At 71.3% G+C, this 11,957-nt stretch carries 11 protein-coding genes; all 11 read right to left on the reverse strand.

Annotated elements, in window-relative coordinates; all coding sequences use genetic code 11:
• On the reverse strand, positions 1–1,121 hold a 1,121-nt coding region (locus C1I98_RS25865), incomplete at its 3' end, for a phosphoenolpyruvate carboxykinase (GTP) (protein ID WP_111170030.1).
• Between the two features lie 407 nt (positions 1,122–1,528).
• Complete coding sequence (abmR, locus tag C1I98_RS25870) at positions 1,529–2,056, reverse strand: ATP-binding transcription factor AbmR (RefSeq protein WP_111170031.1); 528 nt, start codon at positions 2,054–2,056, stop codon at positions 1,529–1,531.
• Positions 2,057–2,129: 73 nt separating this feature from the next.
• Entirely contained in the window at positions 2,130–2,507 is a 378-nt protein-coding gene (locus C1I98_RS25875; protein WP_111170032.1) for a RidA family protein, read from the reverse strand.
• A gap of 9 nt (positions 2,508–2,516) precedes the next feature.
• Positions 2,517–4,046, reverse strand: coding sequence for an amidohydrolase (locus C1I98_RS25880; protein WP_111170033.1), 1,530 nt, complete (start codon positions 4,044–4,046; stop codon positions 2,517–2,519).
• A complete protein-coding gene (locus C1I98_RS25885) occupies positions 4,043–4,717 on the reverse strand; it encodes a GntR family transcriptional regulator (protein ID WP_111170034.1) in 675 nt (224 codons plus the stop codon). Before C1I98_RS25885 ends, C1I98_RS25880 begins: the two co-directional genes overlap by 4 nt.
• 4 nt (positions 4,718–4,721) lie before the next feature.
• Positions 4,722–5,924: a metal-dependent hydrolase family protein gene (locus C1I98_RS25890; protein WP_111170035.1), complete on the reverse strand. Its 1,203-nt coding sequence runs from the start codon at positions 5,922–5,924 to the stop codon at positions 4,722–4,724.
• 4 nt (positions 5,925–5,928) lie between these two features.
• Positions 5,929–7,374: an aldehyde dehydrogenase family protein gene (locus C1I98_RS25895; RefSeq protein ID WP_111170036.1), complete on the reverse strand. Its 1,446-nt coding sequence runs from the start codon at positions 7,372–7,374 to the stop codon at positions 5,929–5,931.
• The gene (locus tag C1I98_RS25900) at positions 7,371–8,954 is read right to left on the reverse strand and encodes a 5-guanidino-2-oxopentanoate decarboxylase (RefSeq protein WP_111170037.1); all 1,584 of its coding nucleotides are present in this window, start codon (positions 8,952–8,954) and stop codon (positions 7,371–7,373) included. The genes C1I98_RS25895 and C1I98_RS25900 overlap by 4 nt, the downstream gene beginning before the upstream one ends.
• Positions 8,955–8,991: 37 nt before the next feature.
• Positions 8,992–9,756: an amino acid ABC transporter ATP-binding protein gene (locus C1I98_RS25905; protein ID WP_111170038.1), complete on the reverse strand. Its 765-nt coding sequence runs from the start codon at positions 9,754–9,756 to the stop codon at positions 8,992–8,994.
• A complete protein-coding gene (locus tag C1I98_RS25910) occupies positions 9,753–10,541 on the reverse strand; it encodes an amino acid ABC transporter permease (protein WP_146607626.1) in 789 nt (262 codons plus the stop codon). The genes C1I98_RS25905 and C1I98_RS25910 overlap by 4 nt, the downstream gene beginning before the upstream one ends.
• Positions 10,538–11,473: a transporter substrate-binding domain-containing protein gene (locus C1I98_RS25915; protein ID WP_111170040.1), complete on the reverse strand. Its 936-nt coding sequence runs from the start codon at positions 11,471–11,473 to the stop codon at positions 10,538–10,540. Before C1I98_RS25915 ends, C1I98_RS25910 begins: the two co-directional genes overlap by 4 nt.
• Positions 11,474–11,957 lie beyond the last annotated feature (484 nt).

An 11,957-nucleotide genomic window follows, 5' to 3' on the forward strand; every position in this document is an offset into this window, starting at 1 on the left:
TCGCTCGCCGGGGTCCACGGACGCCCCTTCCAGTCGGTGAGGTGGGCCGGCGGTTCGTCCGTCAGGCCCTCCCACCACACGTCGCCGTCGTCGGTCAGGGCGACGTTGGTGAAGATGCTGTTGCCCCACAGGGTCTTGATCGCGTTGGCGTTGGTGGTCTCGCCGGTGCCCGGCGCGACGCCGAAGAACCCGGCCTCGGGGTTGATCGCGTGCAGCCGGCCGTCCGGGCCGAAGCGCATCCAGGCGATGTCGTCGCCGATCGTCTCGACCTTCCAGCCGGGGATGGTCGGCGCGAGCATGGCGAGGTTGGTCTTGCCGCAGGCGCTCGGGAAGGCCGCCGCGATGTACCGGGCCTCGCCGCGCGGCGGGGTCAGCTTCAAGATGAGCATGTGCTCGGCCAGCCAGCCCTCGTCGCGGGCCATCGCGCTGGCGATCCGCAGCGCGTAGCACTTCTTGCCGAGCAGCGCGTTGCCGCCGTAGCCGGAGCCGTAGGACCAGATCTCGCGCGTCTCGGGGAAGTGGCTGATGTACTTGGTCTGGTTGCACGGCCACGGCACGTCGGCCTGGCCGGGCGCGAGCGGCGCGCCCACCGAGTGGACGCACTTGACGAAGTCGCCGCGCTCCTCGATCAGCCGCAGCGCCGGCTCGCCCATGCGCGTCATGACGCGCATGGACACCGCGACGTACGGCGAGTCGGTGATCTCCACGCCGAGCTGGGAGATGTTCCCGCCCAGCGGGCCCATGCAGAACGGCACGACGTACATCGTCCGGCCGCGCATGCACCCCCGGAACAGCTCGCCGAAGGTGCGGCGCATCTCGTCGGGGGCGATCCAGTTGTTCGTCGGCCCGGCGTCCTCCTCACGCTCGGAGCAGATGTACGTGCGGTTTTCCACCCGCGCCACGTCGGTCGGGTCGGAGGCGGCGTAGAAGCTGTTCTGCCGCTTGGCCAGCCTGGTGAAGGTGCCCTGCTCGACCAGCAGGTTGGTCAGGCGGGTCCACTCGGCCTCCGACCCGTCGCACCACTCGACGCGGTCCGGCTCGGTCAGTGCGGCGATCTCGCGGACCCACGCGACCAGTTCGGCGTGGGTCGTCGGGGCGGGTGCCTCAACGGAAAGGGTCACAGCGACGGCTCCTCTACACTCGCGTGGCCAAGACATCATCAACGACAATTCCGCGGTCGATCCAATTGGCTTAGACCAGTCGCTGGTCTGGCCCGGAACCACCGGCGGGTTTCGTAACGCCTTGCCGATCGATAAACCTGCCTGGGTCGAATATCTGCCACGTCCCCTGCATCGCAGGAGGTCAGAACGCCGAACCGGCGGCGTTCTCACCGTGATCCGGGGAGCCTACCCAGTTGTTCGCGAGTTAAAGAAAAACCGTTGGGACATTGGTATAAACCACTGCCGCAGGTCTAAACCAATCCGGTAAGAGGTTTAGTCCAGACGTCTTACCGATTCGCCTGCGCAACGGCCGTTCGCAAGCATGGTGAACGGGGGGTGAAGCGCGCCCGCCACACCTCGTCAGGGGGTCAGGAATCGATGTCGGGCCCGGCCGCGCGGACGCGGTCCACGTGCTGGAGCGCGTCCCTCAGCTCGGCCAGCCACGAATCGGTGTGCCGGCCGACCAGGCGCACGCACCAGGCGAGCGCGTCGCTCCTGCTCCTGGCCACTCCGGCGGCCACCAGGGTGTCCAGAACCTGACGCTCGGACTGGCGCAGGCGGGTCATCACCGGCACCGACAGTGTGGTGAACATCACTGTCTCGCCGCCGACGGAGACCCCCCACGACACCTTCTTGCGGAACCGGTGCTCGACCTCGCGGGCGATCTCCATCCGTCGTTCCCGCGTCTCCTCCCGGAACCGCCGCGCCAGCCCTTCGGCGGCGGCGGCCCGCTCGGCCTCCGCAGCGCCATCAGGAGTGACCGGCGTGGCGAGCGGGCCGATGACGGTGATCTCCTCGCGATCGAGCACGATCTCCGGCGCACCGGTGAACCAGTCGCCGGGCAACCGGCCGGTGAACCATCCACGCAGTTGACTGATTGCTTCGTCGCTTTCCATGTAATGGAGATTACACCGCTTAGAGGAAAGCGACACCCCGCAACGCTGACGGCGAACAACCGCCGCCGGGCGGTCAGACCTTGACGGCGATGGCGTCGATCTCGACGAGCATCCGGCCGGGCAGGCCCACCACGACGGCGGTCCGCGCCGGATACGGCTCGGCGAAGACCTCCTTGTAGGGCTCGTTGACCAGCTTGATGTGCTCCTCCTTGGTGACGAACACGCGCACCGTGATCACGTCCGCGATCGACGCGCCCGCGCCTTCCAGTACCGCGCGCAGGTTGGCCAGCGCCTGGCGGGTCTGGCCGGGCACGTCGTCGGAGACGTACTCGCGGGTCCGCGGGTCCATGCCGACCTGGCCGGACAGCGCCACGATGTTGCCGCGCACCAGGGCCTGCGAGAACGGGCCGGAAGGGGCGGGCGAACCGGGGACGAGGACGGCGGAGGTCATCTCTTCTCCTTATTGGGTGGGGATTCCGTCGATCAGGGTGTGCCGGACGCGGATCTGCGGGAGTTCCGCGGGATCGGCGGCGAACAGGTCGCGGTCCAGGACGGCGAGGTCGGCGCGGTGGCCGGGGGTGAGCGCGCCGAGGTCGTGTTCGCGGCGGGCCATGTAGGCGCCCTCGGCCGTGGCGCCGTGCAGGAGTTCGGCCCGGGTCAGCCGTTCGGCGGGGAACAGCGGCTCCCCGCCGGACCGGCTCTGCCGGGTCTCCCCCGCGTGCAGGGTGAGCATCGGGTCGGGCGGCGCGACCGGGAAGTCCGTGCCGTGCGCCAGTCGCACGCCCGCGCGCAGCATCGAGCGGAAGGCGTACGCGTGCCGGGCGCGGTCGGCGCCGAGCCGGTCCAGCAGGTAGCCGGTGGCCGCGTGCAGGTGGGCGGGCTGGACCGAGGCGATCAGGCCGAGCGCGGCCATCCGCCGCTGGTCGCCGGGGGTCACCACGGTGGCGTGCTCGACCACGAACCGGTGGCCGGGCCGGTCGGCCAGGAGGGGTTCGAGGGTGTTCAGCAGCCGGTGGTTGGCCAGGTCGCCGATGGCGTGCACGGTCAGGCCGTGCCCGTGGGCCAGTACGGCTCGCGCCGCCTCCCGGATGCGCTCCTGCGTCACCAGGGCGGCCCCGCTGTGCCCGGGGTCGTCACAGTACGGCTCGGCGAACAGCGCGCCGCGCGCGGCCAGCCCGCCGTCGGAGACCAGCCGCAGCCGCTGCAACGCGAAGCGCGGATCGCCGGTGCCGGTCAGCACGTCCCCCGCGAACTCCGCCAGGTCGCCCTCCGCCGGGGCGCGGACCATGCCGAAGATCCGCGGCATCGGCACGCCCTCGGCGAGCAGCGCCCGGTAGTCATCGATCCAGGTCACGTCGTCGATGGCGTCGTGCAGCCCGGTCAGCCCCAGGCGCAGGCAGTGCGCGGCGGCCTGGCGCAGCAGCCGCCGCCGGCCGGCCGCGTCCCGCGCCGGGATCACCGCCCGCACCAGGTCGGCGGCCGTCTCCAGGAGCACGCCGGTGGGTTCCCCCTCGTGCCGCAGCACCCGCCCGCCGGGCGGGTCGGCGGTGCCGGCGTCCACCTCGGCCAGCCTCAGCGCGGCGGCGTTGACCACCGCGCCGTGGTGGTCGAAACGGTTGAGCAGGACCGGATTGTCCGGGGCGGCCTGCGACAGCGGATGGTGGTGCGGCGGGTCGCCGGCCGGGGTCCAGCCGCGTCCGATGATCCACTCCCCGGGGGCGGCGGTGGCGGCGCGGGCCGCGACCCGGCGGACGACCTCGGGGAAGTCGGCGGCGTCGCGCAGGTCCAGCACCGCCATCGACTCGCCCAGGCTGAGCAGGTGGGCGTGGGCGTCGATGAACCCGGGCAGCACGCTGCCGCCCTCGGCGTCCAGCACCGTCCCCGTGGGCGGCTCTCCGATGGCGGCGATCCGCCCGTCCTTCACCAGCACGGTCGTGGTGGCCGGTCCGTGCCCGGGCAGCAGGGCGCCGGCGATGGTGAGCGTCGTCATGTCTCCCGCTCCTGCTCGGTGAGGAAGCCGCGGAAGGTCGCGACGGTGCCCGCCCGGTGTTCGTCCAGCAGGCGGACCAGCAGGTCGGCGTCGCGGGCGCGGACCGCCCGCACGATGCCGTCGTGCTCGCGCTCCACGCGGTCCCGGTTGGCCGCCTCGCTGTAGTAGAGGGTGCGGTAGACGTCCGTGGCGTCCCACAGGATGCCGAGGAAGCGCCGCAGCCGGGGCATGCCGCAGGCGTCGATCAGCGTGAAGTGGAAGCGCCGGTTCGCGGTGGCCATCGCGGTCACGTCGCCCTGCTTGCCGGCGGCGACGACGTCCTCGTGCGCCTCGGCGAGCCGCCGTACGTCGTCCTCGCCCATCCGGCCGACGGCCTGCCTGGCGGCCTCCGCCTCCAGCAGTTCGCGCAGGCGGTAGACCTCCAGCAGGTCATCGAACGACAGCTCGGCCACCACATAGCCGCGCCGCGGCCGGTAGATGACCTGCCCGTTGCCCTCAAGGATCTTCAGGGCTTCGCGCAGCGGCACCCGGCTGACGCCGAACCGCTCGGCGAGCGCGTCCTGCCTGATCGGCGAGCCGGGCGGCAGCGCGCCGGTCAGGATCGCCCGGCGCAACCGCGCCAGCACGTACTGCTGGGTGGTCTGCGGCGGCGTGGCCGCCTCGATCTCCATCGGCTCAGCCCCGCCTGATCTCGCCGTTCATCATCACCAGCCGGACCCGCCCGGCCAGCCCGGTCACCTCCAGGCCGTCGCCCTCGACCAGCACCAGATCCGCCAGCCTGCCCGGCGTGAGCCGCCCGAGGTCGCCGAACCCCAGCAGGTCGGCCGCCGACCCCGTGGTCGCGTGCAGCACCTGCGCGGGCGTCATCCCACCGGCCAGCATCAGCGGTAGTTCATCCAGATTCGACCCGAAAGGCCCGACCCCGGTGTCGGTGCCCATCGCGATCTTCACCCCCGCCTGGACGGCACGCGCGAACGACTCCTGGTGCGCCTCGAAAGCCTCCCGGGCCTTGGCCACCGCCGCCGGGCTCAGCCGCACGCCCGAGTCGGCCATGTCGAGGATGGTCTTGGTGGCGACCAGCGTGGGCACCAGCCAGGTGCCGTGCTCCACCATCAGTTCCAGGCACTCGTCGTCCAGGTAGATGCCGTGCTCGATGGACCTGGCCCCGGCCCTGACCGCGTTCTTGATGCCCTCCGGCGACTGGGCGTGCGCCATCCACGGCTTGTGCGCGGCCCGTGCCGCCGCGTCCAGCACGGCGAGTTCGTCCGGCTGGAACTGCGTGTCGTGCGGATGGTCGCGGGAGGACAGCACGCCCCCCGTCGTGCACACCTTGATCACGTCGGCCCCGGCCCGGATGATCTCGCGGGCCTTGTGCCGGATCGCGTCCGGGCCGTCGGCGATGCCGTCCGGGCGGCCCGGGTGCGCGATCGTGTACTTCATCGTGCAGCCCGATGGCCGCCAGCCGTCCCCGTGTCCGCCGGTCTGGCTGATCAGCGTGACCGCGATGCTCAGCCGCGGGCCGTCCAGCAGCCCCTCCTCCTGGGCGCGCTTCATGCCGAGGTCGGCCCCGTTGGCGTCGCGCGCCGAGGTGATGCCGAGGTCGAGCATCGCGGCCATGTTCCGCGCGGCGGCGTAGAACTGGTAGGAGAACGGCCGCTCCAGCCGGGTCACCAGGTCCAGCCCCGAGGAGCACACATGCACGTGGCAGTCGAACAACCCGGGCAGTACGGTCATCCCGGTCGCGTCGATGACCCCGTCGCCGTCCAGGCCGACACCCACTTCGGCGATCCGGTCGCCCTCGATCGCGATGTCGGCCCTGGCCGGTGCGGCCCCCGTGCCGTCGAACACGGTACCGCCGCTGACCACGATCCGCGTCATGCCCTCATCCCTTCAGGTAGACCGTCGTGGTCCTGGTGTAGAAGTCTCGGGGCGCGCGGCCCTGCTCCTTGGGACCGAACCCGCTGCCCTTCTCGCCGCCGAACGGCACGTGCAGGTCGGCCCCCGCCGAGTTGGTGTTGACGTGCAGCACGCCGACGTCGAACCGGTCGATGGCGTCCAGCACGGTGGACACGTCCCTGGTGAAGATCGCCCCGGACAGGCCGTAGTCGGAGGCGTTGGCCATGGCCAGCGCCTCCTGCGGGCCGTCGGCGGTGAGCGCGGCCAGGACCGGCCCGAACACCTCCGTCCGCCACAGCGGCAGCTCCGGCCCCGGCGCGGCCAGCACGCTCGGCCCGGCGAAGAAGCCCTCGGCGAGCATGCCGTCCCGGTAGGGCTCGCCGCCGGTCAGCGGCCTCGCCCCGGCCGCGACGGCGTCGGCCACCGCGCGTTCGACGTTGTCCCTGGCGGTGGCGGTGACCAGCGGGCCCATCGTGGTCGCCGGGTCCAGCGGGTCGCCGACCGTGATGGCCCCCGCCAGCCGTACGACCTCTTCCAGCAGGTCACCGGCCACCGCGCGGTCGGCGATGAGGCGGGTGTTGGAGGTACAGCGCTGGCCGGTCGCGCCGAACACGCCCGGCACGATCTGCGCCGCCGCCGCGGCGAGGTCGGCGTCGGCCAGCACGACGGCGGCGTTCTTGCCGCCCATCTCGGTCTGCACCGGCTTGCCGAGCGCGCCGCAGCGGGCGATCAGCGCCCGGCCGACCGTGGTGGAGCCGGTGAAGCTCACCGCGTTCACGCCGGGGTGCTCGACCAGCCGGGAGCCGACCTCCACGCCGCCGTGGACCAGGTTCAGTACGCCCGGCGGCAGCCCCGCCGCCTCCAGCGCCTCGGCGAAGCGGATCGCCAGCAGCGGGACGACCTCGGCCGGCTTCCACACCACCGCGTTGCCGTAGCTCAGGGCGGGCGCGATCTTCCAGGCCGGGATGGCGATCGGGAAGTTGAACGGGGTGATCACCCCGGCGACGCCGATCGGCTTGCGGACGACGAGCACTCGCTCCCCCGCGCGTGGGGAGTCGAACAGCTCGCCGGTGGACCGGTCGGCCTCGGAGGCGGCGTAGTCGAGGATGTCGGCGGCCCGCCGCACCTCGCCGGTGCCCTCGGCGAGGGTCTTGCCCTCCTCCTCCGACAGCTCCCTGCCCCACTGGTCGGCGTGCGCGCGGATGTGCGCGGCGGCCCTGACCAGTACGGCGGCGCGAGACCGGAACGGCGTAGCGGCCCAGCCCGGCGCGGCCAGGGCCGCCGCCTCGACCGCCCGATCCACCTGCGCCGGGGTGGCGTGCCTGCCCTCGGCGAGGACCGTGCCGGGGAAGGCCGGGTTGACGTCGAGCAGCGGCGCGCCCTCGCCCTCGACCCAGTTTCCGCCTATGTGGTGGGCGATGGTGGTGGTCATGCGCGAAGTACCTCCTCGTCGAGCTGGACCAGGACGGGCCCGCCGCGTTCGACGGCCCGGCGCACGGCCGGGGTGATGTCGGCGACGGTGGCCGGGCGTTCGACGGCCGCGCCCATGGCCGTGGCCAGGGCGGCGAAGTCCGGCGTACGCGGGGTGACGGCGATCGGCTCGATGCCGCGGGCGATCATGTCGTCGCGGATCTGGCCGAGCGCCTGGTTGTTCCAGAGCAGCACGATCAGCGGCAGGCCCAGCTCGGCCGCGGTGATGATCTCCTGTCCGGTGTAGAGGATGCCGCCGTCGCCGGCCAGCGCCACCACGGGCCGGTCCGGGTCCGCGACCAGCGCGCCGATCGCGGCGGGTACGGCGTAGCCGAGCGTGCCGAAACCCGAGGGGTGGTTCCAGCGTCCCGGCTCCCGCATCGGGACGACCTGGGTCGCGGTGTAGGCGAGCTGGGTCATGTCGGAGAAGACGCGGACATCGGGGGGCAGGCCCGCGAAGATCGCTTCCAGGACGGTGCGGTGCCAGGGCCGGTACGGCGGGGCCGCGGCCTCGGCCAGTGCCCTGAGCTCTTTGACCTCCTGCTCTGTTGTGGAGGTGTCCGGGTGCCGGCCGGGGAGCAGGGTGAGCAGCTTTCCGGTGAGTTGCCTGGCGTCGCCGCGCAGGCACAGCGCGTCCGGGTAGTCGCCGGGCAGGTGCAGCGGGTCCACGTCGATCCGGATCAGCCTGCCCCTGAGCGGGAGGGTGTCCACGTTGATGTCGGTGGAGGACAGTTCGGTGCCGACGGCGAGTACGACGTCCCGCTCGGCCAGCCACTCCCGTACGGCGGCGCGCTGGAGTACGCGCCCGGTGCTGAGCGGGCCGTCGTCGGGGACCGTTCCGCGCCCGGCGACCGTGGTGAGCACGGGGGCGGCCAGCCTCTTGGACAGTTCGCGCAGCTCGGCGGCGGCTTTTCTGGCGCCGCCGCCCACGATGATGGCGGGGCGTTCGGCTCCGGCCAGCAGTGTGGCGGCCTCTGTGACGTCTTCGCGTGGGTCGGCTTCGATGACCGGCGGGAGGGGCGTCCAGCCGTCGCCGACCTCCTCGGCCAGCAGGTCGATCGGCACCTCCACGTACACCGGGCGGGGGCGGCCGGAGGTCAGCGCGCCCCAGGCGCGGGCCAGCAGTTCCGGCAGCTCGGCCACCGACCGCGCGCTCAGGGCGAGCCCGGTGATCGGCTCCACGATGCCCCGCTGGTCCTTGCTCTCGTGCAGGTGCCCGCGCCCGCGGCCGAGCGTGTCCAGCCGGGTGACGCTGGCCAGCACCAGCATCGGCACCGAGTCGGCATACGCCTGGCCGATCCCCGTGGCGGCGTTCGTCACGCCGGGCCCGGTGATCACGCAACAGACGGCGGGCCTGCCGGTGGCGCGGGCGTACCCGTCGGCCATGAACGCCGCGCCCTGCTCGTGCCGGGGCAGCACCACCCCCACGTCCTGGCGGGCCAGCCCGCGGAAGTACTCCAGCGTGTGGACGCCGGGGATGCCGAACACGGTGTCGGCACCGTAGTGGCGCAGGGTGGCCACGATCGCCTCGCCGCAGCGCATCAGCGATCTTCCCCCATTCTTGGACGGCTTCGGTGTTTCAGTGGAACTTCTGGATGAAGTCGCGGATGCGGCCGGTGCTCTCGTCCACCCGGGCGGCGGGCAGGTCCTCGACGATCACGCCGTTCTCCATCATCACGACGCGGTGCGCGGCCCGCCGCACGAAGCCCATCTCGTGCGAGGCGACGATCATGGTCATCCCGTCGGCGGCGAGTTCCTCCATGACGGTCAGCACCTCGCCGATGGTCTCCGGGTCCAGGGCGCTGGTCGGCTCGTCGAAGAGCATCACGTCCGGCCGCATGGCCAGCGCGCGGGCGATGGCCCCGCGCTGCTGCTGACCGCCGGACAGTTTGCGCGGGTAGACGTCGGCCTTGTCGGCCAGGCCGACGCGCTTGAGCAGTTCCCTGCCCCGGTCGCGGGCCTCGGCCGCGTTCAGCCCGAGCACCTGGATCGGGGCCTCGATCACGTTCTGGAGCAGGGTCATGTGCCAGAAGAGGTTGAAGTTCTGGAACACCATGCCGATGCCCGCGCGGGCCGCGGCGATCACGTCCTCGCGGGCGGCGACCGGCTTGCCGCCCTCCTCGCGGTAGCCGACCGTGCGACCGTTGACGGTGATCCGGCCCTCCTGGATCGTCTCCAGGTGGTTGATCGTGCGCAGCAGCGTGCTCTTCCCCGAACCGGACGTACCGATCAGGCAGACCACCTCGCCCCGGTGTACGTCCAGGTCGAGCCCGTGCAGGACGTGCAGCTCGCCGTACCACTTGTGGACGCCGCGCACCTCGATGACCACGTCGCTCTTGTTCACGCGGCCCTCCTTCCGGCCGGGGTGGCGGCGCCGAACAGGTGACGGCGGGCGCGGGCCAGCGGCCCCTCGGTCGTGGTGTCGGCCTCGTGCCGCGCCAGCCGGGCCTCGATGAGGGACTGGATGAACGTCCAGACCGTGGTGAGGATCAGGTAGTTGACGGCCAGCCCGATGAACAGCTCGAACACCCGGAAGGTCTCGGCGGCGAAGGTCTGCGTGGTGAGCAGCAGTTCGGGCACGCCGAGCACGCTGGCCAGCGAGGTGGCCTTGAGCATGATGGTGAACTGGTTGCCCATCGGCGGCACGACGACCCGCATGGCCTGCGGCAGGATGATCCGCCGCAGCGTGGCGATGCGCTTCATGCCGAGCGCCTTGGCCGCCTCGACCTGCCCGCGGTCCACGGCCATGATGCCGCCGCGGAAGATCTCGCCCATGTAGGCGCCCTCGCGGATGGAGAAGCCGAAGATGGCGGCCTGCATCGCGGCGGGCAGCACCATGCCGAAGACGGTGATGTCATTGAAGCGGAAGATGCCGGCGGCGGCCAGGCCGGTGTAGAGGAGAATGAGGATGACCAGTTCCGGCACGCCGCGCAGCAGCCACACGTAGAGGGCGGCCAGCCCGCTGATCACCCGGATCTTGGAGAGCCTGGCCAGCGCCACCAGCATGCCCAGCATGACTCCGAAGATCATCGAGATCACCGCCATGAACAGCGTGCGCTGCAGGCCCACGCCGTAGTGCGGGCTCAGGTCGAACATGTGGGTCCACAGGAAGGACCAGTCGAAGCTCACGCGCCGGACCCCTCCGGTACGCACGCCACCGGCTTGGCCGTCTCGGCGGCGTCCAGGGTCTCCTTGTCCAGGGCGTACTTGTGGAAGATCTCCTGGTACTCCCCGGTCTCACGGACGGCGTCCATGGCCTTCCCCATGGCGTCGTAGAGGTCCTTGTCCAGCTTGTTGATCATGAATCCCATCCGGCCGCCCGCCTTGACGTCCGACAGGCACGGCGGCCCCGCGGTCTCCAGGCGTTCGGGGGCCTTGCCGATGTAGTAGGAGCTCGCCGAGTACGTGGTCGCCGCGGCGTCGATCACGCCGGCGGCGACCTGCTGGAACAGGTCCGTGGTACTGGCCAGCGGAACGATCTGGATGTGCGCCTTGCCGCTCGCGGTGAACCGCTTGTTCATCTGCTCCAGCAGGTCGTGCGCGACGGTCCCGTCGGGCGCGGCGACCTTCTTGCCGGCCAGTGACTCGAAGTCACTGACCTGCTTGGGGTTGCCCTTGGCCACGACGAGCTGGGTGGCGGCGATCGAGTACGGCAACTGCCAGGCGGTCTTGTCCCGCTCCGGCACGATCTTGAGCTGGCTGACGATCATGTCGCACTGGCCGCCGAGCAGCGCCGCGATCAGCCCGTCCACCCGGATCTGCACCCACTTGGGCTTGAGCCCGAGCGTCGCGGCCAGCGCGGTGCCCAGCTCGATCTCGGCCCCGACCTGCTTGCCGTTGTCGGTGTAGGAACGGGGCGGGTTGGTGAACGTCGAGCAGTAGGTGATCGTGCCCTTTTCGGTGAACTTGGCGGGAGCCGCCACCTTGCCGGCGGACTTGCTGCCGCGCTGAGCGGTGTCGGCGGTGGTGGAAGAGGTGTCCTGGGCTGCTCCACCACAGGCGGAGATGGCGAACAGGGCGGTCGCGGAGATCGCCGCGATGCTCAGGTGACGGCTGCGCATCCTGGCTCCAATAGGGGTTGTTGCTGTTGGAGTGTGAGGTTAGGGTGCTTCAAGTTGGAGAATCAATATTGGATCCGAAATAGTTACCGGCCCGGCCCCAGACGCCCCGGGGCCGACTTCGCCCTGGTCAAATCCGGTATCGATGCCCGCTCTGTCGTCCCATGGCACGCAGTACGGACGGCCACCGGCCTTGATTCCGCGTAGTACGGACGCTCCGGCGTACGGTCCTCACCGCCGTACGCCCAATGACCTTCGCTTCGCCGCACCGCTCCACCTGAAGCCCCTCACCGCAGCCCACCGGCCCTCCCTCCTATATGTCGTCGAACCGGCCACGCCTGACCATCACCGCGAACCCCCCAGTGATCCCGCGCCGTCAGCAGCAGTACGCCCAGCGTTCCCCGCTGGCCAGCAACGGTTCCGGCGCGAAAGCGTGGCACCATCCGGGCCGGACGACCCACCCCGCGGCCCCCCGGTTCACGCCGAC

This window comes from Spongiactinospora gelatinilytica (assembly GCF_003236385.1).
In the GTDB taxonomy this organism is placed as follows: domain Bacteria; phylum Actinomycetota; class Actinomycetes; order Streptosporangiales; family Streptosporangiaceae; genus Spongiactinospora; species Spongiactinospora gelatinilytica.